A 24,110-nucleotide genomic window follows, 5' to 3' on the forward strand; every position below is an offset into this window, starting at 1 on the left:
GCCTCCCACGTGTGTGGATTCAGATCCGCTGGAAAACGACGGAGGCGTTCAGGCCCCCGAAGGCGAACGAGTTCGACATCACCGTGCGCATGGGGTGCTCCCTGGCGACGTTCGGCACGCAGTCGAGGTCGCACTCCGGGTCGGGGCCGTCGAAGTTGGCGGTCGGGGGTGCCATGCCGTACTCCATGGCGAGCAGGGTGGCGACCGCCTCGATGCCGCCTGAGGCGCCGAGACTGTGGCCGGTGGTTCCCTTGGTCGAGGACATGACCGGGACGGAGCCGAACACCGCCCTGAGGGCGGTGACCTCCGTCGGGTCGTTGGAGAGGGTGCCCGTTCCGTGGGCGTTGATGTAGTCGATCTCCTCGGGCCTGAGCGCCGCCTCCCGCAGGGCCTTCGTCATGGCCCTGGCCATTCCGTCGGCGGACGGCCTGGTGAGGTGCCCCGCGTCGGCGCTCCAGCCGGAGCCGACCACCGAGGCCCGGGGGACGAAACCCCTGGCCCGCGCGTGCTCGGCCGATTCGAGGACCAGCATGCCCGCCCCCTCCGCGAGCACCAGTCCGGTACGGCTCGCGGAGAACGGGCGGCAGGTGTCCTTGGTCAGCACCCCGAGGGCGTGCCACGCGCGCAGGGGGCCCTCGGCCAGGCAGGATTCGGTGCCGCCGCACACGGCGACATCGACGACGCCCGACTCGACGAGCCTGGCCGCGATCCCGATGGCGTGCGTCGCCGACGCGCAGGCGCTGGAGACGCAGAAGGCCGGTCCCTGGAAGCCGAAGGCGGTGGCGATCCAGCTCGCCGCGGCGCTGTTCATCATCTTCGGCACGGTCAGCGGGCTGACCCTGGGCCTGCGTCTGCGGTAGAGGAGGTCGTACTGCTCCTCGATCGTCGCGACGCCCGCGGCCCCGCTGCCGACGATCACCGCGACCCGGTCGGGGTCGCAGTCGTCGGCCGTGAGGCAGGCGTCGTCGAGCGCGTCGCGCGCGGCCGCCACGGCGAGCAGGGCGGAACGGTCACACAGCGAGGGCCGGGGCAGGACCGACTCCGCGACGAGGTCCGTGGCGAGGATCTCCCCGACGGGAACCCCCACCTGCGGACAGCTCGTCGGCGGCGCGAAGTGCGGGAACGGATCGGTCAGCGCCTTCCAGAAGGTGTCCGGGGTCGCCCCGATCGGCGTCAGCACCCCGAGACCGGACACCCCGACGTCCCTCACCGGGCAACCCGGACACGCTCGTCGAGTTTTCCGGCCGTCGTCCTGAGCGTGGCGTCCAGGTCGACCAGGACCTCGCGCAGTTCGAGGCGGACCGCGAACTCCCGGTCGATGACGAAGAGCAGTTCGAGCGCGATGAGCGAGTCGATCCCCAGCCTGAGCAGCGGCCGGTCGGGGTCGATGTCGTCCGGCGCCCGGTTCAGCATGTTCGCGAGGTGTTTCCCGACCACCTGGACGATGTACTGGACGCGTTGTTCGTCCGCCAGCTCCGCCAGGTGCTCCAGCGAGAGCCCGACGGGTTCCACGGCCGACAGCGCCTCAAGGACCGGACGCTGCCTGAACCACGGCGGCGTGCCCGGCGTCGACCCCTCCCACGTGACCACCGAGAGGTTCGGCTCGTCCTGGGACAGGGCCATGTCCACCGCCGACAGGACCTGGCCGACCGTCAGCCGCCCGAGGCCGAGCCGTTCCCACACCTCGTGCAGGTCCGCCCCCTCGCGCGTGGCGCCGAACCCCACATCGCCGACCGGCCCCCACGCGATGCTCACCGCGCGCACGCGCCCGCCGTGGAGACGACGCGCCACCCCGTCGAGTACGGCGTTCGCCGCCGCGTAGCCGGTCTGGCCGGGGGAGCCGAGCGTGGCCGCGGCGGAGGAGAAGAGGACCATCGCCTCGGCCCCAAGCTCCTCGGCCAGCTCACCCAGCAGCAGGGCGCCACCCGCTTTCGCCCCGATCAGCAGCCGGGTCTGCTCCGGGGTGGCCGAGGTGGCGTGCGGGTGGGAGGCCAGGTGGAACACGCCGCCGACCGCCTCGCCGCGCAGCCGCGCCGTGAGCCGCCGCACCGATCTCGGGTCGCCCACGTCCAGGACCTCGTGGTCCACGGCGCAGCCCATGCTTTCCAGCCGCCGGAGGTTGCGCTTCCTGTCGTCGTCGAGGGGGGTGCGGCCGAGAATCAGGAGCCGTTTCGCACCGCGGCCCGCGAGCCAGCGTTCGATCTCGAAGCTGAGCCCCAGCGCCCCGCCGCTGACGAGGTGCAGCCGGTCCATCGAGACGCCGTGCCCGCTGGCGGCGGGCGGCAGCAGGGAGGCCCGCAGCCGGGCCACGGACGGGCCGTCGTCGGCGAGCAGGACCTCGTCCTCGGGAGAGCCGGAGAGCAGGTAGTCGGCCAGCGCCCTCCCGGCCACGCGGGGGTCGTCGATGGACACGTCCACGAGACCGCCCCAGCTCTCCGGGCTCTCCGCGGCGTGGCAGCGGCCGAGCGCCCAGACGAAGTCCTGCTCGGGCCGGGTGACGGCTCCGCGTGCCGGGCCGTTGAGCCCGGTCCGGGTGACGATCCACAGGCGGGCCCCGGGCAGGGACGCCACGTGCCGGCAGAGGCGCACGGCGGCGTGGGCCCACGCCCAGCTTCCCTCGTCGGCGAGGTCGAGCCCGGTCAGCGGCACCGCCTCGTCGAGGAAGAGGACGTGGTGCTCCCCACGAGCGCCGCCTCCGGTCGAGGCGTCCTCGCGGACCAGGGTGACCTCGGCGCCCTCGGTCAGGAGCGCCGTGACGAGGGCGTCGGCGCAGCGGCTCGGCCCCCACGTCCGCACGACCCATCCCGTCCGCGCCGCCGTACCGGACCGGGGCGCGAAGTCGTCTGTCCGCTCCCAGTGCCGCGTCAGGATGCGCGTCGAGTCCTCGGCGTGCGGTGATCCCATGGTCATGGCGCGTTCCCCTGTCTCGCCCCGGGTGCGACGTGGTCGTTGACGTCACCGAGATACGGCATCTGCTGGAGGACCTGTTGACCGCGCAGGCCGAAGTCCACGAGGCACGCGACCTCGTCGACGCCGAGATCCCGCATGGTCCCGAGCGTGTCGAGGGCGTCCTTCGGCGTTCCGATCAGCGACCGGCCGTCCACGGCGCGCTCGAAGTGGAGGCGGGCGAACTGGTCCACGTGGCCCGCGCTCAACCGGTTGAGGTCGACGTTCCTTCTCCTCGCGGTCGCCAGCCCCCTGGCCAGGGGAGCGATGTGTTTGAGGTACTCGCAGTAGGGGCCGCGCACGGTCTCGACGACCTCGTCGCGGTCAGGCCCGACGAAGGTGTGGAGCATGACCGCCACCCGTCCGTCGGCCGGGTCGCGCCCGGCGCGTTCGAACTCTTCGCGGTAGGCCGCGATGTTCTCCCCGAGCTTCTGGAGGTCGCCGTCCAGGACGTGGGTCAGCACTCCCTCGCCCCGGCGCCCGGCACCGCGGAAGGTCTCGGTGCTCTGCGCCGCGGCGATCCAGACGGGCAGGTCCCGCCGCACGGGCCGGGGCAGCGGCCGTACGTGGATCGCCTCGCCGGTCCCGGAACGGGCGTCGTGCAGACCGCCCCGCCACAGCGACTGAACCTGGTCGATCAGCTCGAAGAGCAGGGCGTGCCGTCTCTCGTAGCGCTCGGGGAAGAACGCGAAGTCACTCGGCGCCCACCCGGAGGCGAACCCGGCCTCAAGCCGCCCACCACACAGATTGTCGAGTACGGCCAGCTCCTCGGCGAGCCTCAGCGGGTCGTGGAGCGTCGCGACCAGGCTGCCGGACCTGAGCGTGAGCCGTTCCGTCCGCGCCGCGACGGCGGCGAGCAGCAGCAGGGGGTTCGGGAAGGGGGCGCCGAAGGTCGAGAAGTGACGCTCGGGCAGCCAGATCCCGGCGAATCCCCGCCGGTCCGCGATCTCGGCGAGTTCGAGGATGGTCCGGTACTGCTCGTCGGCCCCGGCCGCGAGGGCGCCGGAGAAGAACATCAGGCTCAGGCGCATCAGGGCGACACCGTCTCCTTCGGGCGCGTGCCCTCGACGTAGGCGAAACCGCCGTACATGAACTTCGTGGCCTCGGCCCCGAGGACGCCAAGCACCTCGCCGGGACGCAGGAGCCGCTGCTCACGCACGCTGTGCAGGCCGATCCAGGTCGAGGCGGAGCCGGTGTTGCCGTGGTCGGCCGCGCAGTTGTGGAACCTCTCCTCGGCGACGCCGAGCATGGGACCGAGCACCGAGGCCAGCCGCCCGTTGGCCTGGTGGGTGAGATAACGCGACACCTCCCGCGGACCGACTCCGGCGGAGCGCAGGACCTCGAACCCGGCGCGGAACAGCTCAAGGCCGTGTTCGCGCGTCAGGGTGTAGTCGTTGACGAAACCGCGTCTGGCCCCGGGGTCGTCGACGCTGTGGGCCGGTTGCGACGACCCCCCGGTGACGAGGCTGAAGCCGGAGGGCCTCCCGAGACCCTGGGTGCCGAAGTAGACGCTGTGGAGGTGCGCCCCGGAGCCTCCCTCGTGCCGGGACAGGACCACCGCGCCCGCCCCGTCACCCATCTGCGCGACGTTGATGAGCTGCCCCCGGTCGGAGAGCGCGTCGTCCACGTCGAAGAGGGTCGAGCCGGTCTCGCTGCCGACGACGCACACCCGGTCGGCCGCCCCCGACGTGAGCATGCTTCCGGCGATCATGAGCGCGTTGGCGAAGCCGGTGCACGCCTGCCTCAGCTCCATGTACTGGCCCGGGTAGCCGAGCCGGTCCGCGACCCACGAGATGTTCGGGGGCAGCAGCGTGTGCGGCGAGGTCGTGTGCCCGATCAGGAGGTCGAGGTCGCCGACCGCGAGCCGGGCCTCGTCGAGGGCGGCGCGGATCGCCCGCTCGCACAGCTCCGGGTTCGTGTCGCCCTCGCGGGGCAGCTCACGGGGCTTGGCGAGGTCGCGGGAGAGATGGCGGTGGTGGACACCGAGCTGGCCCGCGAGGCTTCCCACGAATCCGGACAGGTGCCTGCTCGCCCTCAGGGCCATGAACGCGACCATGTCGTCGTTGGAGCGGGCACTGCCGGGAAGCGCGACGCCGGTTCCCAGGACGCCCAGTTTGGCGGGGATCATCCGGTGACTCATCTCCCGGCCTCGGCCAGCTCCTCCCGCCGGGGTTTCGGCAGGAAGACGGGGTTGGCGGTCAGGCGTTTGACGAAGGCGAGGGTGAACCCGCGCTCGTAGGGGACCCCCATGGCCTGCAGCTCACCGCGCAGCACCTTCGCGGCCCCGACGAGCCTCGGTCCGGGAACCCCGGGATACAGGTGGTGCTCGGCGTGGCGGTTCGCCCCGCTGAGGAAGGCCTGTCCGAAGACGTCGCAGTCGAAGGAGGTGCTGGCCCGCAGACTGTCCTCGTCCACCAGACCCTGGTGGTAGACGATGTCGTTCATGCTGCCGAGCACCCACCCGGCGAGGATGGTCCACAGCAGGAAGTGCCACTGTACGGCGGGCAGCACGAGGCCAAGTCCGCCGTAGAGGGTGATGGCCGCGACCGGTCCCCTGAGCGCGTGGAAGGCCCCTCTCCGCCGCCACGCGATGAGCGGCGCGCGCACCAGCAGGAAGATCGGCGCCCCGATCACGGCGGCCACGACCAGCAGCGTCACCATGATCGGCTTGGGGTGCGGGGGATGGATGACCTCCTGGGGGTCGAGATCCGTCCTGAACCGCGCGTGGTGCGTCAGGTGGGCGGCGCGGTAGCCCGGGTAGGACGTCCCGACGACGAGGGACAGCGCCTCGCCGAGCATCCTGTTGGCCCTGCCGGTGCGTGCCAGGTGCTCGTGGGCGGCCTCGTGCATCAGGCCGAAGACACCGATGAACTGGAGCGCGCCGACGACGACGGCGACGCCTTTGACGAGGGGCTCGAACGGCCCGGAATAGGTGGAGCCGAACGAGACGGCCAAGACCAAAAGAACGGCATATACCGGAAATTTCCACATCTGCCAGGAGACCGGGTGGAAATATTCGGGCGGCAGCGTTCCCCGAGGACCTTTTCCTGGCGCCATGATTTGCCCCTTCCCGTCGTATTCCCCGTCAAGAGCCAAGTGACCGCGCGGAAGTCTCACATGTGACGCGCCTGAGCAGGGCGGAGGGAATCAGCGGGTCCCATCGGAGTCGAGTTTCCGCCGGCGAGAAGTGACGCTTATAGAATTGCGCCGGTCTGCTTGGCTTACGGGCGAGTATAAGTACGGCCGATGACGCCCGACAAGTGGATTAAAGTATGCCACTTGGTGTGATTGGTGGAGCGTCAGGGGATTCTGTGTGTTAGGCCAGGCCCGTAAACGCGATAAACGCGGGAGTGAATTCCCGGGTGTCGGTCATTCTTTGTGGTGTTATTTACCTTATTTCTGGAAATAATACGCCGATGGCAATCATATTGGCGTTGTACGGCACCGATCGGGGCATGGCCGTACGGCATCGGCGAGGGTGGGGTCGTCAGCCCTTGGTCGATGCCTCGTCGGGCTCGGCCGTGGTCTGGGGTCCGGCCTCGGCCGCCGCCCTGTGCGCGAGGAACTCCTCCTCGGTGACGGTCAGGTAGCCCTCACCGCCGGGGGCCGGGACGAGATAGTCGCGCGGGCCCCTGCGCAGCAGGAAGTAGGCAAGGGCGCACAGGAACACCAGGATCGCGACCCAGAAGTTGAGCCGCTGGCCGAAGAAGACCAGGGCCTCGTCCGACCTGATGGTCTCGATCCAGGCGCGGCCCGCGGTGTAGGCCATCACGTAGAGCGCGAACGCGCGGCCCCTGCCGAACCTGTACTTACGGTCGAGCCAGTAGACGAGTCCGGCGACGCCGAGGTTCCACACCATCTCGTAGAGGAAGGTGGGGTGGTAGAGGCCCTCCAGCAGGACGGGTTCGCCGCCGGACATCCTGTGCACTTCCAGGCCCCACGGCAGGTCGGTCCTGCCGCCGTAGAGCTCGTTGTTGAACCAGTTGCCCAGCCGGGCGACCACCTGGCCGAGCGGAAGGCCGACGGCGATGCAGTCGGCCAGGAGCGTGTAGCTCAGCTTCAACTGCCTGCAGGCGATCCAGGCGCCGAGCGCGCCCCCGGCGACGGCGCCCCAGATGCCGATGCCGCCCTCCCACACCCTGAGGGTGCCCAGAATGCCCTCGCCGCCGACGCCCCAGTACTTCTCCGGGGTGGTGACGACGTGGTAGAGGCGGGCGCCGACGATGCCGAAGGGCACCGCCCACACGGCGATGTCGAGGGCGGCCGTGGGAGGCGCGCCACGACTCCGCATGCGCCTGCTCGTGACGATGCTCGCGACGACGACGCCGGCGACCATGCACAGCGTGTAAGCCCGGATCGGAATCTCGACGAACCCGAGATTCACATACCAGACCGCCGTTTCCGGGCTGGGAATGCTCGCGAGTATCACGGGAGAGAACACTAGCGGCACGCCATGGGGCCGTACAGCGACGGCGTATCCATGAAGACGATTCACGGTGGTGAATGGGCCCCCAAGCCAAGCGGAAAGGCCTCCAGAAATATTGGTGCGTTCCAGGGCTGAACATTTCATGCTTGGCAAATCCGGCGGCGGTGGTTATATGCTGATCGCGATGAATACCTACTCCAGCGGATTGGGGGGCACGTTCCGGCAAGGTGAGTGCTGATGCGCTCCTTGACCGTGAACGAGGACTCCCGTCTCTCCCTCTGGCTGCGCGTGCGCGAGTTCGCCGTGCCGCCCACCATGATCGAATCAGCGACCGCCCGCCGTACCGTCGGGGACTGGGCGGGGGCGTGCGCCGCCGCGCGTGTCGACATCGACCTGGACCTTCACACAACGGCCCGCACCCACGGCCGGGAGCTGGCGAACCGGGTCCGGGACGACCTCCGACATCTCGCTCCTGACCTGCTGCGATGGCACATGCCACGGATCGCCCCCGACGGTCTGCTGCGTCCTGGTCTGACCGTCTCCCTGGCCAGATACCGTGACACCGCGGTGCACCTCGTGGCGCGGACCCCACCGGCCTGGGCGGGCGCCGGGCAGCGGATCAGCCTGGCGCTGTGGGACGGGTCCGGCGCGGGGCAGCACCCGCATCCCCATCCGCACCGGCGTTTCCGCCTCGACCTGCACCGCCACCTGTGGGACGCGCGCAGGGCCGCTGAGCTGCGGGTTCGCTCGGAGCCCGATCGGTGGGTGCCCGAGGCGCGGATCCTGCTCCACGCGGAGGGACGCGCCGAGGGCGCGGTCGCCGTACGTCTCGGAAGAAGGCGTCGGTTGCTGCTGGACCTGACGGCGGGGTGGGTCACGGCGGCTCCCGCCGGGGGTGACTGGCCGCTGCTGCCCGACGCGGCGACGTGGGTGCTTCCCGACCTGGCGTTGCTCCGCGCCGGGCTGATCGAAGCTGACCGGCTGCACCCGCTCGTCGCCGCGGCGCTCGTGCCGGGCCACTCCCCGGCACCCGCCCGACGGTCCTGCGGTGAACGGCTTGTCGAGTGCCGTGGCGTCCAGCACAGGATCGGACTCGTGGACGGGGTGCTGGTGCCGCTCGACCACGATCCCGCCGAGATCCACTGCGAGAAGCTGCTGTCCGCGCTGACCGGCACCCCGCTGCCCTGCCTGCGGGTGATCGAGCAGGCGCACCGCGACCCGGTGGGACTCCTCGACATCCGGGCGCGTCTCGACCACGGCGACGTCTCCGGTGCCCTGGCCGCCATCGAGGACCTCCTCGGCCCCGGCGCCTCGCTGCCCGAGGGCGCACTGCGGGACGAACTGGAGAGGGCGGCCCGGCGCCGCGTTCTGCATGGCCTGTTCCGGTCCGGTCTGGCCGAGGTGGGCCAGGAGGACCGCGAGGTCCCCCGTCAGCGTTCGCGCCGCTGAACCCCTTTCCCCTGACCTCAAAGGTGATCTTCATGCCCACACCGTCATCCGGTACGGCTCCCGCCTCCAGACTGGAGGTCGCCGCCGACCTGCTCTCCCTGCTCAACGACACGACAACCGAGCCACGCGCCGACGCCCAGTTGGAGGCGCTGACCCTGGCCGTCGCCGCCGACCTGCCGGTTCTCCTCTGGGGAGAGCCGGGGATCGGCAAGACCGCGGCCCTCGAACAACTCGCCGTCGCCCTCGACCTGCCGCTGACCACGGTGATCGCCAGCGTGCACGAACCGTCCGACTTCTCCGGCCTGCCGGTGGTCGGTGACGACCCCGCGGCGCAGGGCGTCCCGATGGCCCCACCGGACTGGGCGGTACGGCTGGCCAGGGCGGGGCGCGGGCTGCTCTTCCTGGACGAGCTGTCCACGGCGCCGCCCGCGGTCCAGGCCGCCCTGCTGCGGCTCGTGCTCGAACGGCGGGTCGGCGCCCTGCGGCTTCCTCCCGGGGTGCGGATCGTGGCGGCGGCCAATCCGCGATCCTCGGCGGCCGACGGCTGGGAGCTGAGCGCGCCGCTGGCCAACCGGTTCGTCCATCTCCGGTGGGCGCACGACCACGAGGTCGTGGTGCGTGGCCTCGGCGGGACCTGGCCGAGGGCGTCGCTGCCCCTGCTCGACCCGGACCGGTTGCCGGAGGCCGTGCGGTTCGCCCGGCGCGCGGTGTGCGAACTCCTCGCCGCCCGCCCCGCCCTCGTACACCAGTTGCCGAAGGACGAGGCCCGTATGGGCGGGCCGTGGCCCTCACCCAGGAGCTGGGAGATGGCGCTGCGGCTCACGGCCTTCGCCACCGCGGCGGACACGTCGAAGGACGTGCTGTCCATGCTGGTCAGGGGCACGGTCGGGGACGGTCCCGGGCTTGAGCTGCTGGCCAACATGGACAGGATGGACCTGCCCGACCCCGAGACGCTGCTGGCCGACCCGGCGACCGCCGACCTTCCCGAACGGGGCGACCTGCGCCAGGCCGTACTCGACGGGGTGGTCGAGGCGGTCAGGAGGCGACCGGAGAGAGCCAGGTGGGAGGCGGCGTGGGTGCTGCTGGTCAGGGCGCTGGAGACCGGGCCGCCTGACCTGGTGGTCGTGCCCGCGAGCACCCTGGCCGCGCTGCGCCGCGCCGACTGGGACGTCCCGGCGTCGATCGAGAAGCTCACCGGGGTGGTGTCCCTGGGCGGCAGGGCGGACAGGGCGGCGGCACGGATCACGGCCGCCACAGCCGCCACGGGGCCGAAGTGGTGACCCTGGACCGGGAGAAGCTGTTCGCCGCCCGGCTGCTGGCCGCGCGGGCCAGGCCGTACCTCGCGACGGCGCTCTTCGCGCTGCACGCGGTCGAGTCGCGGCGGGTGCCGACGATGGCCGTCGACCGGTACTGGCGCTGTTACGTCTCGCCGAGGTTCGTCGCCGGGACCCCCGTCGAGGAGCTGGCGGGGGTGTGGGTGCACGAGGTCTCCCACCTGCTGCGCGACCACCACGGGCGCAGCGACCGGGTCGCGCGGGAACGCGGGCTGACCGGGCCTGGGGAGCGGCTGCGGATGAACATCGCCGCGGACTGCGAGATCAACGACGACGTCTACGGGGACGGGCTGGTCAAGCCGGAGGGTGTCGTCGAACCGAAGACCCTCGGGCTGCGCGAGGGCGAACTCATGGAGGACTACCTGCGCCAGTTCAGGCTGGGGCCGTACACCCAGGGGCTCGTCTGGCTCGACTGCGGCAGCGGCGCCGACGGGCTGGAGCGGGAGTGGGACCTCGGCCCCGACGGCGCGTACGGCCTCAGCCCGCAGGAGCAGGACGCGGTGCGGTTCCGGGTCGCGGAGGGCATCGTCGGCCGTCCCGGCGACGCCCCGAGAGGGTGGCGGCGCTGGGCCGAGGAGGCGTTCCACCCGCCGCAGCCGTGGCGGGACCTGCTCGGTGCCGCGGTCCGCTCGGCGGTGTCCGCCTCCGGCGTGGGAGAGGACCACGTGTACGGCAGGCCGTCGCGGCGGGCCACGAGCCTGCCCGGCGTCGTCCTGCCGAGCCTGCGCCGCAGGCCGCCCAGGGTGGCCGTGGTCGTCGACACCTCGGGGTCGGTCAGCGACGCCGAACTCGGCGACGCGCTCGTCGAGATCGCCGCGATCGTCCGTGCCGTGGGTGGCAGGCGTGACCTGGTCAGCGTGCTGTCGTGCGACGCCGCTGCCCAGGCCGTGAACCGGCTGGGCCGTACCGAGGGAATCACGCTGGTCGGCGGGGGTGGGACGGACCTGCGCGCGGGCTTCGCCAGAGCACTGCGGGCGAGACCCGCGCCGGACGTCGTCGTGGCCCTGACCGACGGTCAGACCCCGTGGCCCAAGGTACGGCCCGCGTGCAGGACGGTGGTTGGGCTGTTTCCCAGGAGGACCGGGTCTTATGTGCCGGATTCGCCACCGGAATGGGCGCGGGTGGTCACCATCGGGTGAGAGCGCAGGCGCACGGGGAGTTCCCGGTGGCCGTTGCTGATGAGGGAGGGGACCGGGCGCAGCGTGTCGGCCGGGGCCGCGAGCGTCATGTCGGGGAAGCGTTCGAAGAGCTGGCGCAGGGCCTCGGCGACCTCAAGGCGGGCCAGGGGAGCGCCGAGGCAGAAGTGCACGCCGTGGCCGAACGCCAGGTGGTCCTTCACCGCCCTGGTGACGTCGAAGGCATCGGCGTCGGGGCCGTGCCAGTCGGGGTGCCGGTTGGCGGCGCCGTACGCGGCGAGGATGGGGTCTCCGGCGGCGATGACCTGTCCGTCAGGCAGTTCGAGGTCGGTCACGGCGAAGCGGAGCGGGAGATATTTGACGGCGGGTTCGGCGCGGAGGGTCTCCTCGACCACGTCCTCCCAGGTGGCACGGCCCGCGCGGACGAGGTCGAGCTGGTCGGGGGAGGTCAGCATCGTGAATACGGCCTGGTCGATGACGTTGACGGTCGTCTCGTATCCGGCGCTGATCATCAGGATCATCGTGTCGCGCAGTTCGACGTCGGTGAAGCCGGTGCCGTCCGACTCCTCGTCACGCGCCGCGATGAGGAGGGAGGTCATGTCGTCGCCGGGTTCCTCGCGCTTGGCGGCGATCAGCCGGTCGATGGTCTCGTAGAGGAGCACGGTGTTGGCCATGGCCTGCTCGGGCGTGAGCGTGCTGTCGAAGACGTTGTCGACGAGCTGCCGGAAGTCGTCCCGCCGCTCCTCGGGCACGCCCATCAGATGGCCGATCACGGCGATGGGCAGCGGGTAGGCCAGGCGTTCGCGCAGGTCGGCGACCTGGCCCGGGGGCACGGTGGCGAGGTCGTCGAGCAACGCGGTGACCAGGGACCGGATGGTCGGCGCCAGCGCGGCGATGCGGCGGGCGCCGAAGGCGGGGGCGACCATCCTGCGCAGCCTGCGGTGGTCGGCGCCGTAGGCGGTGAACATGCTCTGCACCTCGATCCACAGGGCGAGCGGCCACGTGCCGACCGTCTGCTGGAAGGCCGGATAGTGCGCCCGGCCGTTCTTGGAGACGGCGGGATCGGTGAGCAGGGCCTTGAGAAGGGTGGGATCGCTGACCGCCCAGGCACGCAGCCCGAGAATGTCCACGAGGGTCGCCGGACCTCGCTCCCGCAGGGCCCGATACTCGGCGTACCGGTCGGCACCGGCGGGGTCGATAACGAACGGGAGAGCGTGGGACACGTGTCTTCTCCTTACGATCGCGATGACGGGCGGAGCGAGATCTCGCGGGCGTTCCCTGTGGAGTTGTGGCCTACGTCCTGACGAGGACCCCGCGGACGATTGACCGGACAGCCCGACTGTATGTGACAGCGGGCCGCCTCCCATGGGCTTCGGTCACGTACGGCGAGGCCCCGGACGCGACCACGCGGTCAAGCAGACCTACTACGACGGTGATGTCTCCAGCCGCTGGTGCTGGACGCCCCTCGCCCGAGACAGCTCCTGTTCCCTGTCCAGCGCGTTCCGATCCGGGCGAGACGACGATCGGAATACGAGCGTGGGAACTCGGGGAACCTTCGAGTGCGGGGCAAGGAACAGAAAGCTGATCAGCCTTCCAGGTCAGTCAGGTTGAACTCCTTGTAGAGATGGTCCAGCGTGAATTTGTTGCGTAGCTTGCAGGCGCTGTTCTGATTGGCGAACATCCCCTGGGCCCAGCGGGCACTGTCGCGGGGAACCGTCTGGATCCATGTGACGGGAACGATGTACTCCGCCAGCGTCTCATCGTGCTCGTCGCCCTTGTGCCGGTAGCTTCCCTTGAGTTCGAGGTCGGTGAACCGGCGCAGCTCTCCGTCAATCTCCAAGATCGCTTCGTGCGCGGGACGGGCCTCACCGGTGACCGTGCCAACGCCGACATATCCGGCCTTCGGAATGTGCGTGAAGATACGTGCTCCACTGGGCAGGCTGATGAGGGTTCTGGAGAACCAGGTTCCGCCTCCGGCGGAGACGAATCCATACTTGCGTGCGTCGTCCCAGGCGCGGGTCTCGTCTTCGCCCAGGGCCACGTACCAGTCCTGGCCGTTCCATGTCTCCTTGGTGCCGCTTCGCCTCTGGACAGAGGCCGTACGCGATGGCTTGGTCTCGTCGATCAGCCACGTACGTGCCAGGTATCGACGGCCCTCGTCTTCGAAGTATCGGAAGAACGCGACGTTGACCGGGACCGCGAACGAGCTGAGGTAACCCACGATGCGTTCGGTGGCGGGATCGGCGTCGTGGGCCACGATCGTCAACCGGTGGTCGGTGTTGAGCTCGTCCGGAGGACTGACGCCGAACAGGGCGGAGAACGCCGTCTCGAAGGGAGACTCCTGGCGGGACGCGCCGTAGATGGCCAGGACGTCATCGTGGCTCAGGTTCTTGACCCATGAGGCGTAGTCGAGGATCTGAGCCACGACCTCCCGTGGCGTACGGCCACGCTTCAACTCAAGGACGTGAAGCGTGCCGTCGCCGTCGATCCCCAGCAGGTCGACGAATCCGCCGAAATCCGTGGGGACCTGCCTACCGATGATCATCAGCGGTTCGCCCAGAATCGTGGGGTCCTGCGCGATCAGCGTTTCCAGCTGTGATTCCAGTGGAATCGCACCGGAGGTGACACGAACGGGTTCACCGCTCCCGCCGATCCGCCAGAGTCCCACCTCGTACGCCATGCGGAGTCCCTTCGTCCGGGAGATTTACAATTCGGCAGGCCTCGTTCGCGACCGTTGCAGCACCTCGGCGATCGCGGCGAACTCACCGGGCGCGGCCTCCAGGCCTTCAGCGATCTCCTCGGGAGACGGCAGCGAATCGGTGTCCTCCAGTGCCAGGTCCTTCGGTCGTGTGATGTCGAGGTTGGCCTTGTCGCGCTCTGCATGCCGATAGGCCGACTGCTCCCGATGAGCCCGACCAAGGTTACGTGGTGAAGTTGGATATTTGCTATGCGTATAAGAGGGATTTCAATTTAAGGCGTACTAGAAGTGTCATATCAGTCATGTCAAAAAATAGGAGGGCTGTATCGGGATGAGGCAAGGTCTGCGGTACTGGCGAACGGATGAGCGGCAGCGCGGACTACAGAGATGGTGGTTCGGGGGCGACTACTCCGATGGGGTCGCCTGGGCAATGTCGGTGGGGCGCTCCGGCTCGGTGACCGAACTGTCTGAGTACGGCGTCCATCCGCTGACGCTGCCGCTCCCAAGGTCGGTGACCGGGCTCGCAGCGTCTACTGGAACGTCAAGCGGTTGACGACGACGTCGTCCTCAAGGTGTTCCGGCGCGACCGGTTGGCCGTCGAGGGCGGTGCCGCCCTTTGCGGCGGCCATGAAAGTTCGGCACTGGACCGCGGGGGAGACCCGGTTCACCGGTGGGGACACGATCGGCCGTTCCTGGGGGACCGCCGTACCGCCGAAGAACCACACGTCCCGCGGCTGGTTCCTGGTGCAGAACCTTCCGCTCGTGTCCCTCACCAGGCTGGTGCGCTCGTCCCCCGAGTACGCCCAGTTCCACCAGCGTCCCTGGACCGGCGCAGAGGCTCCGGGCCCGGTCCCGCAGCCGGTGACGAGTGCGAGAGCCAGCAGAAGGGACAGCGCGGATCTCAGGAGCATCCGTGATCAGAACGTGTTCGTGATCTCGTTGACCAGGAAGGCGCCGAGTTCCGTGAGGCGGTCCTTGGGCATGCGGGAGGTGGGGCCGGACAGGGCGATCGAGCCGATGCACCTGCCGTTGTTGTTCAGCGGGGCCGCGACGCAGGAGGCGCCGACGAGGGTCTCGTCGATGTCGAGGGCGTAGCCGGTGACCCGGGCCTCCTCGACCCGTTGGCGCAGTTCGAGCGGCCCCTTGGCGGCGCGGTCCGTGCCGCCCGAGTAGTTCAGGGTGCCGAGGACCTCGTCGAGGGCGATGTCGTCAAATGTCAGGAGGTAGGCCCTGCCGACCGCCGAGCAGTGGATGGGCCGTACGGTGCCGAGCCGTTCGCGGAGGGTCAGGACCTCCGACGAGGGCTGGTACTGGACGTAGACCATGTTGCCGCTGGCGGGGGCGGCGAAGAGTGAGGCCTCGCCGGTCTCGCCGGTCAGCCGCTTGAGCAGCGGCCCGACCTTCTCTATCAGCTGTTCGTGGGCGGGGTGGTTGACGATCAGCCCGTAGAACCGCTCCGGGCGGATGGTGAACTCCTTGGTGGCGTCGTCGCGGGCGACGTAGCCGGCGTCCACGAGATCGCCGAGTATCCGCAGCGCGCTGCTGCGGTTCACGTTGACCAACCGCCCCACCTCGGCCGCCGTCGCAGACTTGGTGGCCAGTTGCTCAAGAACCATGAGACCGCGCCTGATGTGCGACATGCTCCCGAGGTCGCTGTTGTCCCGTGATGTGTCTGGCATAGAGAAATTCTCTCCTTACCAAGATCCTGGACTGACCGTCTTCTCGGAATCTTCTCAGTGCGGCTGGGGATGTGCCAGGCACTGAGGTGTGTTGCGTTGCCGACAACATAGCACGCTCGTGTTGGGCCAAGGAAGCGTCTGTCTCCTCGCCTGGATCGGTCCACACCACCAGGAATGTCTACTTCGTCGCTGGTGGACCCCTTGACACGCCTTCCGGGCCTGCCTATGTTCGTCAGCCATACGCGTTGCATTGATTGCAACTTTACCGAGGAGTTGAGGATGTCCGAGGTGTCGGAGGGCGTCCAGGTCGTCGACCAGGTCGCGACGGGCGGTGAGGTTGAGCTGGACGGCCTGAAGAAGAAGTACGGGGCCGTCGAGGCGGTACGTGGTGTCTCGCTGAACATCCGCCGCGGTGAGTTCCTGGCGATTCTGGGTCCCTCCGGTGCGGGGAAGACGACGCTGCTCAACATGCTCACCGGCTTCGAGAAGCCGACGAGTGGCGCGATCCGGATCAACGGCAGGGACGTCGCGCGGCTGGCGCCGCACAGGCGTGGGATCGGCGTCGTGTTCCAGCACTACGCGCTGTTCAAGCACATGACCGTCGCCCAGAACGTCGGCTTCCCGCTACGGATGCGGCGGATGCCGCTGCGGGAACAGCGCGGCCACATCCAGAACGCCCTGGAGATGGTCAAGCTTGAGGACTACGGGACCCGCTTCCCCGACCAGCTCTCCGGCGGCCAGCAGCAGCGGGTCGCGCTCGCCCGCGCCATCGTGTTCCGTCCCGCGCTGCTCCTCATGGACGAGCCGCTCGGCGCGCTCGACAAGCGCCTGCGCGAGCACATGCGCGTGGAGATCAAACGCCTGCAGCGCAGCCTCGGCGCGACCGTCATCTACGTCACCCACGACCAGGGCGAGGCGCTCACGATGGCCGACCGCGTCGCGGTGATGAACGACGGCGCCGTCGAGCAGCTCGGCACGCCGACCGACCTGTACGAGAGACCCGCGAGCGCCTTCGTGGCCGACTTCGTCGGGGAGACCAACTTCTTCCGTGGCCGTTCCGTCCTCGACGCCGACGGCCGGGTCCGGGTCGTCCTCGACGGCGACCCCTCCGGGAACCGCCGTGAGGTGGACAACGACGCGGCGCTCAGGCCCGACCGGGGCGTCGAGGTCGGGGTGCGTCCCGAGCAGGTCTCGCTGCTGCCCGTCGAGGGCGCCGACCCGCTGGCCGTACCGGGCACCGTGAGCGAGGTGCTCTACGAGGGCGCCACCGCCCTGCACGTCGTCGAGACGGCGCTCGGGAGCCTGAACGCGCGCCTGTCGCTCAAGAACGTCCGGGAGACCCGATGGGCCGTCGGCGACCGGGTCGCCGTCCACTGGGAGACCCATGCCGCGCGGGGCTACCACGTCGCGGGCTGAGACCCGCCCCTCTTCGTGACGTCGTGGCGACACGCGTCAGAGATTTGCACGACAGAAAGGTTCGGCTGATGAGGATTTCCCGGAAGACCGTGCTGGGGGCGGTGGTGACGGCCGGAGCCCTGCTCACGACGGCCGCCTGTGGAGGTGGCGGCGACGAAGCGGCGGGGGCCTCCTCCGCGGGCACGGTCGTCGTCCCCGACCCCGGTGGTGACCTGGGCAAGGCGATGAAGCAGGCGTTCTTCGACCCGTTCGAGAAGCAGACGGGCATCGACGTCGTGCTCAGCCCCGGTGAGTTCGACGCCGCCGTGGTGCTCACGGGCGTCAAGGCCGGTGCCCCCGCCTTCGACCTGGTGAACATCAACGGCGCCGTGCTCCAGCGCTTCCGCGACGGCGCCGCGCTCGAACCGGTCGACTACACGCTGTGGAAGGCCGGCGACCGCGACAAGATCTCCCCGGTGAAGGCCGCCGACGACGCGGTGCCCGCCTACTACATCTCCGTCGTCCCGGCGTGGAGTACGGCCAAGCTCGGCGGACAGGCGCTGACCTCCTGGGCGGACTTCTGGAACGTCGGGAAGTTCCCCGGCAAGCGGACCCTCGCCCCGGGCTCGTGGGGCGCCGGTGGCGCGACGTTCGAGATCGCGGCGCTGGCCGACGGCGTGGACCCCAAGAACCTCTACCCCATCGACTACGACCGGGTGTTCGCGAGCCTGGACAAGCTCAAGCCGAACCTCGTCAAGTACTGGGAGACCGGCGCCGAGCCCATCCAGTTGCTCACCGGTGGTCAGGTGACGGTCGCCAGCGCGTGGAACGGCCGCGTCGCCGGTGCCCAGGACAAGGGAGTCCCGGTCGCCAGCACGTGGAACCAGTCGATCCTCCAGTACGACAACTGGGCGATCCTCAAGGGCGCCAAGAACGCCGGGAACGCCCAGAAGCTCCTGGCCTTCATGATGGAGGCGCAGCCCCAGGCGGAGTTCGCGAAGGCGATCACCTACTCGCCCGCGAACTCGGCGGCCTTCGACCTCCTTCCCGAGGAGCGCGCCGCCCTGCTGCCGACCTCGCCGAAGAACGTCGCCTCCGCCGTGACCCAGGACTACGCCTGGTGGACCTCGCCCGCCCCCGGGACGACCAAGACCAATGAGGAAGTCGCCATCGAGCGCTGGCAGACGTGGGCCTCCAAGTAGCCCACGGTCCGTCCGCGACCGAGACGACCTCGACCTAGGAGATCCATGTCGGTCGACAGCTCCCAGGAGCGGTTCACCGGTGATCCGGCCAGCGCCGTCAGCGCACGGCACAGGCCGGATCGCCGGTGGCTCACCCTCGTGCCGCTCCTCGCCGTCCTGATCCTGCTGTTCGTCGTCCCGCTGTGCTCACTGCTGGCCGACAGCTTCCGCGGCGGGCAGGGATTCACCCTGGAGAACTACCACGAGCAGGTGACCTCGCCGGTCTTCTGGCGGGCGATGCGCAGGACCCTGGTCATCGCCGCGCTCTCGACCGGCATCTGTGTCGTCCTCGGGTACTGCATGGCCTACGCGCTCACCCGGGTGCCCCGGCGCCTGCGCGGCGCGCTGATGGTCGTGGTGCTCGTGCCGTACTTCACGAGCATCCTGATCCGCTCCTACGCGTGGATCGCGATCCTCGCGCCGAACGGGCTGGTGGCCAGGACGCTCGCGCTGGTGGGCGTCGACAACCCTCCCGACCTGGTGTTCAACCAGACCGGCATGCTGATCGGAACCGTGCAGATCCTGCTGCCGCTGGCGCTGCTGCCGATCTACAGCGTGATGAGCGGCATCGACCGCGCCGCCGTACGCGCCGCCCAGAGCATGGGGGCCTCGCCCGCGGTCGCGCACTGGCACGTGTACCGGCCCGCCACCTCCTCGGCGGTCCTGGCGTCGGCGGCCCTGGTCTTCATCAGCACGCTCGGCTTCTACGTGACGCCCGCGTTGCTCGGTGGGCCCGGTGACACGCTCATCGCGCAGTCCATCCTGGTGCAGTTCTCCAACCTGGTCGATCCGGCGGGGGCCGCGGCGCAGGCCGTACTGCTCCTGCTGATCGTCCTGCTGCTCTTCGTCGTCCTGTTCCGCTATCTCGCGCCGTCGCTGTCCATCGGGGGCACCACCGCGCCCGCCCGTCGTGGTTCCGCGGAGCGGCATGTACGGCACGAGCGCCTCCTTGACCTGCGTGCGCGCGTCCTCGACACCGTTCTCGACGTCGTGGGACGGCTGCGGCTGCCGATCCTGGTCGGCGGCTGGGTCGTGGGCGCCGCGCTGCTCGTCACGCCGCTGGTCGTGGTGGCCATCTGGTCCTTCAGCGACGCGACCTACCTGATCTTCCCGCCGGAGGCGTACTCCACCCGGTGGTTCGCCGACTACTTCGCCGACGACGCGTGGATCGACTCCACGCTCCTCAGCCTGGGCATCGCCTCCGCGTCCGCCGCGATCGGCGTCGTCATCGGCGGTCTCGGGGCCTTCGGTCTCGTACGGGGTCCGCGGCGCTCGCGGGTGCCGGTCGCGGTCCTGGTCGCGATGCCGATGATCGTCCCTCCGATGATCTACAGCCTCGGATTCTTCGTGCTCGTGGCGCCGCACGGCCTCGTCGGGACCCGGCTGGGCCTGGTCCTGCCGTACGTGGTGCTGGGGCTGCCCTTCGCGGTGTCGATCACGGCGGCGGCGCTGCGCAACCTCGACGTGCGGCTGGAGAACGCGGCGCGCAGCCTGGGCGCCGGACCGCTGTCCGTGCTCAGGCACGTGCTGCTGCCCGCGCTGCGCCCGGCGCTGGTCAGCGGCTTCGTCTTCGCCTTCCTCGCCGCGTTCGACGACGTCGTCGTCGCGACCTTCATGTCCGGGCCCACGGCGGTGACGCTGCCGCTGCGGATGTTCCAGGACATCAAACTCGAAGTGAGCCCGAGGACAGCCGTGGTCGCCGTCGTCCTGCTCGGCGCAGGGGTGATCGCGGTAGTCCTCAGGTTCGTCACGGCCTGGCTTGTGCGCGCCGTACGGGTGGCGCTGAGCCGAATGGGAGCATCATGAACACCCCCTCGGTCATCGCGGAGATGACCTCCCCCTATGTCGAGAACCAGGAGTTTCCCGGCATCGTCTACCCGACCTCGGTCACGGCCACGCTGGCGGCCTTCCGCAGGTCGTTCCCGGACGCGGAGCGGCTCGCGCCGGAACCGGACGGCGGTACGGCGGCGCTGACCGTGCACAGTCCCGACTACGTCGAGTTCGTCAAGGAGGGCAGCGGGCGGGCCGAGGGATCGACGAAGTTCCCGCTGAACGTCATCGCGGTCCCCGCGCTGAAGGTCTCCGAGCCGCGCACCTTCGTGGGACGGCACATCCAGTACTTCTTCGACGAGATCACCCAGGCCACGCCCTCGGTGTGCGAGGGGGCGCTGCTCAGCGCGGCGGCCTCCCAGCAGGGGGCGCGCAGGCTCGCCCAGGCCGACCGGTCGGCGCCGGGGCTGGTGCTCGTGCCCTCCCGGCCTCCGGGCCACCACGCCCTGCCGACCGTGGGCGGTGGGCTGTGCGTGTTCGCCAACGCCGCCATCGCGGCCCGTGAACTCTCCCGTAATGGCCGGGTCGCGGTGCTCGACATCGACCAGGACCACGGCAACGGAACCCAGGCCGTGTTCTACGACGACCCGTCCGTCCTGACCGTCTCGATCCACGCCGAGGGCTGGCCGCACGTCGCCGGGTTCGCCGAGGAGACCGGTGGCCCCGGCGCGCCCGGCGGCAACCTCAACCTGCCGCTGCCGACCGGTTCGGGGTTCGACGCCTACCTGCCCGCGTTCGAGACGGCGCTTGGGGCGATCCGCCGCTTCGAGCCCGACTATCTCGTCCTGGCGCTGGGCTACGACGCGCACCGGGAGCAGGGGTTCGGGCTGCTCCGTCTCGACGTCGAGGACTTCGGCGTCCTCGGCCGCCGTATCGCGGAGCTGCGCCTGCCGACCCTGGTGACGACCGAGGGGTGCTACGGCTACTACGACTCGACAGCCGAGGTCGCGAACGCCTTCTTCGAGGGGTGGGCCGAGCGGTGGCGGTGAGTGCCACCATGCGCGCCGCGCTCCTGACCCGGATCGGCGGGCCGCTGGAGGTCCGCGAGGTCCCCGTGCCCGCGATCGGGCCCGACGAGGTTCTGGTACGGACGCTGTCCAGCGGGGTGTGCCGGACAGACCTCCACATCCAGGACGGTTTGGCCTACGTGCCCGGACTGCCGCACATCATGGGCCACGAGCCCGCCGGTGTCGTGGTCGAACGCGGTCCCGACGTCTCCGGGATCGAGGTCGGCGACGTGGTCGTGCCCCACCTGTTCGTCGCCGACGAGCAGTGCCGCTTCACCAGGGCGGGGGCTGACGCGCAGGCGCTGCACCTGCGGGGCATCATCGGGGTGACGCTGCCCGGGGGCTTCGCCGAGTACTTCGCCGCCCCGGCGCGCAACCTCCTGAGGGTTCCCGAGGGGCTCGACCCCCGGATCGCGGGGCTGTCGAGCTGCGCGGTCGTCACGGCGCTGCACGCCTACCGGCGCGGCACGGTGACGCCGGTGCGGACCGCGGTCGTGATCGGCGCCGGGGGCATCGGGCAGATCATCCTCCAGCTCCTCGCCGGTGCCGGGATCTCGGCCGCCGCCGTTGACGTCGTGGAGGAGAACCTGGCGCTCGCCGTACGGAACGGGGCGGAGCACACCGCGTCGGCGGGCGCGGTTGACCGCGCGTCCGTGCTGCGCGCCTGGGCCGGGTCGCGGGCCGGTGACGAGGGGCCCACCGATGGTGCCGACCTGGTGATCGACCTGGTGGGGACGACGGCGTCCATGGCCGACGCCGCCGAGTACGTCCGCCGCAGGGGCCGGATCGTCGTGGTCGGTGAGGAACCCGACTTCCCCGGCATCAGCTCGACGGTTCTCGCCCAGCGCGAGCTGGAGATCGTCGGCTCGCGCAACGGCGACAGGAGTGACCAGGAGGACGCGCTGCGGCTGCTCGCCGAGGGCGTCATCACCCCGGCGCTGGACGAGGAGTATCCCCTCGACCGCGTCAACGAGGCACTCGCCCGGCTTCGGAGCGGCAGGGCGCGGGGCCGGGTCATCGTCACGCACACGCACAACGACCAGCGAGGAACGAGATGAAGATCGCGACCGACACGTGGATGCTGCGTCCACACCCCATCGACACGGTGTTCTCGACCGTCAGGGAGGCGGGATTCGAGTATCTGGAGCTCTCGCCACGGCCCGACGTGATGCCGAGCTACGGAGGCAGGCGCGCGTCGAAGGCGAAGATCACCGAGATCGCGCAGGCGTCGAAGGCCCACGGCGTCGGGATCGTGTCCATCTTCATCGAGCAGGCGTGGGGAAGCTCGGAGGAGGACATCCGGCAGGCGGCCGTCAGCTACTGGAAGCAGACGATCCAGCTGGCGGTGGACCTGGGCTGCGACCGGATCAACTCCGAGTTCACCGGACGGCCGAGCGCCCCGCAGGCCGGGGAGGCCGCGATGCGCCGCTCCCTTGAGGAGGTGCTGCCGCTGGCGGAGGCCGAGGGCATCACGCTCGCGCTCGAACCGCACCCCGGCGACTGGCTGGAGTCGGGCATCGGGGCCGTGGACTTCATCCGGGGCCTGCAGAGCGACAACGTGACCTACCTGCACTGCGTGCCGCACACCTACTACCTCACCGGGGTCGAGGACGAGCGCGGCCACTTCGAGCACGTCAACCGCGACATCATCACCTACGCGGGCGACACCATGGACCACGTCCACCTGGCCGACACGCTGCTGCCTGGCCGTACGTTCCTCAACCCGGGAAGCCCGGGGGTGCGTAACCACCAGCACCTGGACATCGGCCAGGGGGACATCGACTGGGACGAGGTGTTCGACGCCCTGCGCGAGGTCGCCTTCGACGGCGTCCTGTCGGTTGCCGTCTTCAGGCACGAGTCACGGGTGACGCAGTCGCTCACCCACAACCTTCGCATCATTCGCGAACGTCTCGAAGGGGGCGTTGACCAGTGACCGCACCGGTACGCTTCGGCGTCGTCGGACTCGGCGAGATCTACCAGCTCGCCCACCACCTCGCCTACCAGCGGGCGGACGGCCTCCAGGCCACGGTCGTCTGCGACCTCGACCAGTCCGTGGCTGAGCGGACGGCGCAGTCCCTCGGCGCGCGGGCGTCGACCGACTACCGCGAGCTGCTTGAGGACGACGAGATCGACGCCGTGGACCTCGTGCTTCCGCACAACGTGCACTACCGGGTCGCGCGGGAGTTCCTTGAGGCGGGCAAGCACGTCCTCATCGAGAAGCCCATGACCGTGGACGCCGCGCACGCCCGTGAACTCGTCGCCCTCGCGGCCGACAGGGGCCTCAGGTTCACGGTCAACGAGAACACCCGGTTCATCCCCGCCTACCAGGCCGCTCTCGACGCGATCAACGCGGGCGAGATCGGGGACGTGACCCTCGTCCGCACCCTGATCAGCGGCAACGAGTTCGAACGGCTCGGCAACCCGAAGCTGTGGAAGGGCCGTCAGGACGGCTCGGGCGGCGGCACCATCATCGACGCCGGTGCCCACTCCTTCTACCTGCTGAAGTGGATGTTCGGCGAGGTCGCCTCGCTGCGGGCCCTGTCCGACCGGCTCGTGGACGTCAGCCAGGTCGAGGACTGGTCGATCGTGTGCGGCCGGATGCGCTCCGGCGCCCTCTTCTCCGTCGAATCCTCCTTCACCTCGGGAGGACCGTGGAACGAGCGCCTTGAGGTGCACGGCACCGAGGGCCTCATCGTCGTGGACCAGCACCAGAACCCCCCGGCCATGATCTTCCACGGCAAGCGCGACCACGCGGGGACGTCGCTGCCGGGCACGGCCTACGAGCCGACGACCTGGAAGTACACCTCGATCGCGGCCGGAATCGAGAGCTTCGCCCGTTCGATCGCGAAGGACGAGCCGACCGCCGTGGCGCCCGACGACGGTGCCTATGCCGTACGGATCATCGAACTCGCCTACGAGTCGGTGGCCACGGGTCGGCCCGTCACGCTCTGACCGCTTTTTTATCTATA

Annotated in this window: 20 protein-coding genes; 10 read left to right on the top strand and 10 right to left on the bottom strand. The window is 69.9% G+C overall.

Annotated elements, in window-relative coordinates; all coding sequences use genetic code 11:
- Window positions 1–19: 19 nt before the first annotated feature.
- From FHS44_RS42395 to lgt, 6 genes are all read right to left on the bottom strand, one after another.
- Window positions 20–1,210, bottom strand: coding sequence for a beta-ketoacyl-[acyl-carrier-protein] synthase family protein (locus FHS44_RS42395; RefSeq protein WP_184717712.1), 1,191 nt, complete (start codon window positions 1,208–1,210; stop codon window positions 20–22).
- Window positions 1,207–2,910, bottom strand: a complete 1,704-nt coding sequence (locus FHS44_RS22540) for a beta-ketoacyl reductase (protein ID WP_184717714.1) — start codon at window positions 2,908–2,910, stop codon at window positions 1,207–1,209. The genes FHS44_RS42395 and FHS44_RS22540 overlap by 4 nt, the downstream gene beginning before the upstream one ends.
- On the bottom strand, window positions 2,907–3,977 hold the full coding sequence (locus FHS44_RS22545) for a MupA/Atu3671 family FMN-dependent luciferase-like monooxygenase (protein WP_221461126.1): 1,071 nt from the start codon (window positions 3,975–3,977) through the stop codon (window positions 2,907–2,909). The genes FHS44_RS22540 and FHS44_RS22545 overlap by 4 nt, the downstream gene beginning before the upstream one ends.
- Window positions 3,977–5,074: a 3-oxoacyl-ACP synthase III family protein gene (locus FHS44_RS22550; protein ID WP_184717716.1), complete on the bottom strand. Its 1,098-nt coding sequence runs from the start codon at window positions 5,072–5,074 to the stop codon at window positions 3,977–3,979. The genes FHS44_RS22545 and FHS44_RS22550 overlap by 1 nt, the downstream gene beginning before the upstream one ends.
- A gap of 8 nt (window positions 5,075–5,082) precedes the next feature.
- Window positions 5,083–5,901, bottom strand: a complete 819-nt coding sequence (locus tag FHS44_RS22555; RefSeq protein ID WP_221461127.1) for a fatty acid desaturase family protein — start codon at window positions 5,899–5,901, stop codon at window positions 5,083–5,085.
- Window positions 5,902–6,433: 532 nt separating this feature from the next.
- Complete coding sequence (gene lgt / locus FHS44_RS22560; protein WP_184717720.1) at window positions 6,434–7,516, bottom strand: prolipoprotein diacylglyceryl transferase; 1,083 nt, start codon at window positions 7,514–7,516, stop codon at window positions 6,434–6,436.
- A 93-nt stretch (window positions 7,517–7,609) separates the two neighbouring features.
- Between lgt and FHS44_RS22565 the strand changes: the two genes are divergently transcribed.
- The 3 genes from FHS44_RS22565 to FHS44_RS22575 are packed head-to-tail and all read left to right on the top strand — an operon-like array spanning window position 7,610 to window position 11,294.
- A complete protein-coding gene (locus FHS44_RS22565; RefSeq protein WP_184717722.1) occupies window positions 7,610–8,821 on the top strand; it encodes a hypothetical protein in 1,212 nt (403 codons plus the stop codon).
- A gap of 32 nt (window positions 8,822–8,853) precedes the next feature.
- Entirely contained in the window at window positions 8,854–10,101 is a 1,248-nt protein-coding gene (locus FHS44_RS22570; RefSeq protein ID WP_184717724.1) for an AAA family ATPase, read from the top strand.
- On the top strand, window positions 10,095–11,294 hold the full coding sequence (locus FHS44_RS22575) for a vWA domain-containing protein (RefSeq protein ID WP_312863770.1): 1,200 nt from the start codon (window positions 10,095–10,097) through the stop codon (window positions 11,292–11,294). Before FHS44_RS22570 ends, FHS44_RS22575 begins: the two co-directional genes overlap by 7 nt.
- On the opposite strand, the gene FHS44_RS22580 is transcribed toward FHS44_RS22575, so the two are convergent.
- The 4 genes from FHS44_RS22580 to FHS44_RS22595 all read right to left on the bottom strand — a co-directional run bounded on the left by FHS44_RS22580 (window position 11,243) and on the right by FHS44_RS22595 (window position 15,668).
- Window positions 11,243–12,514 (bottom strand): cytochrome P450 family protein, encoded by a 1,272-nt coding sequence (locus FHS44_RS22580; protein WP_312863771.1) that lies wholly within the window; start codon window positions 12,512–12,514, stop codon window positions 11,243–11,245. The two genes, FHS44_RS22575 and FHS44_RS22580, sit on opposite strands and share 52 nt — an antisense overlap.
- A gap of 362 nt (window positions 12,515–12,876) precedes the next feature.
- On the bottom strand, window positions 12,877–13,971 hold the full coding sequence (locus FHS44_RS22585; RefSeq protein ID WP_184717728.1) for an endonuclease NucS domain-containing protein: 1,095 nt from the start codon (window positions 13,969–13,971) through the stop codon (window positions 12,877–12,879).
- Between the two features lie 548 nt (window positions 13,972–14,519).
- The gene (locus FHS44_RS22590) at window positions 14,520–14,900 is read right to left on the bottom strand and encodes a hypothetical protein (RefSeq protein ID WP_184717730.1); all 381 of its coding nucleotides are present in this window, start codon (window positions 14,898–14,900) and stop codon (window positions 14,520–14,522) included.
- A gap of 6 nt (window positions 14,901–14,906) precedes the next feature.
- Window positions 14,907–15,668, bottom strand: coding sequence for an IclR family transcriptional regulator (locus FHS44_RS22595; RefSeq protein WP_184717732.1), 762 nt, complete (start codon window positions 15,666–15,668; stop codon window positions 14,907–14,909).
- Window positions 15,669–15,947: 279 nt separating this feature from the next.
- Between FHS44_RS22595 and FHS44_RS22600 the strand changes: the two genes are divergently transcribed.
- The 7 genes from FHS44_RS22600 (at window position 15,948) to FHS44_RS22630 (ending at window position 24,093) form a co-directional block, all read left to right on the top strand.
- Window positions 15,948–17,084 (top strand): ABC transporter ATP-binding protein, encoded by a 1,137-nt coding sequence (locus FHS44_RS22600; protein WP_184717734.1) that lies wholly within the window; start codon window positions 15,948–15,950, stop codon window positions 17,082–17,084.
- 68 nt (window positions 17,085–17,152) lie between these two features.
- Entirely contained in the window at window positions 17,153–18,265 is a 1,113-nt protein-coding gene (locus tag FHS44_RS22605; RefSeq protein WP_184717736.1) for an ABC transporter substrate-binding protein, read from the top strand.
- A gap of 45 nt (window positions 18,266–18,310) precedes the next feature.
- Window positions 18,311–20,110, top strand: coding sequence for an ABC transporter permease (locus FHS44_RS22610; protein ID WP_184717738.1), 1,800 nt, complete (start codon window positions 18,311–18,313; stop codon window positions 20,108–20,110).
- A complete protein-coding gene (locus tag FHS44_RS22615) occupies window positions 20,107–21,123 on the top strand; it encodes an arginase family protein (RefSeq protein ID WP_184717740.1) in 1,017 nt (338 codons plus the stop codon). The genes FHS44_RS22610 and FHS44_RS22615 overlap by 4 nt, the downstream gene beginning before the upstream one ends.
- A gap of 8 nt (window positions 21,124–21,131) precedes the next feature.
- Complete coding sequence (locus FHS44_RS22620) at window positions 21,132–22,199, top strand: alcohol dehydrogenase catalytic domain-containing protein (protein WP_184717742.1); 1,068 nt, start codon at window positions 21,132–21,134, stop codon at window positions 22,197–22,199.
- Window positions 22,196–23,074 carry a sugar phosphate isomerase/epimerase family protein gene (locus tag FHS44_RS22625; RefSeq protein WP_184717744.1) on the top strand — a complete coding sequence of 293 codons (879 nt, stop codon included), beginning with the start codon at window positions 22,196–22,198 and terminating at the stop codon, window positions 23,072–23,074. The genes FHS44_RS22620 and FHS44_RS22625 overlap by 4 nt, the downstream gene beginning before the upstream one ends.
- Window positions 23,071–24,093, top strand: a complete 1,023-nt coding sequence (locus tag FHS44_RS22630) for a Gfo/Idh/MocA family protein (RefSeq protein ID WP_184717746.1) — start codon at window positions 23,071–23,073, stop codon at window positions 24,091–24,093. Before FHS44_RS22625 ends, FHS44_RS22630 begins: the two co-directional genes overlap by 4 nt.
- Window positions 24,094–24,110: the final 17 nt, after the last annotated feature.

The sequence above is a fragment of the Streptosporangium saharense genome (assembly GCF_014203715.1).
In the GTDB taxonomy this organism is placed as follows: Bacteria; Actinomycetota; Actinomycetes; order Streptosporangiales; family Streptosporangiaceae; genus Streptosporangium; species Streptosporangium saharense.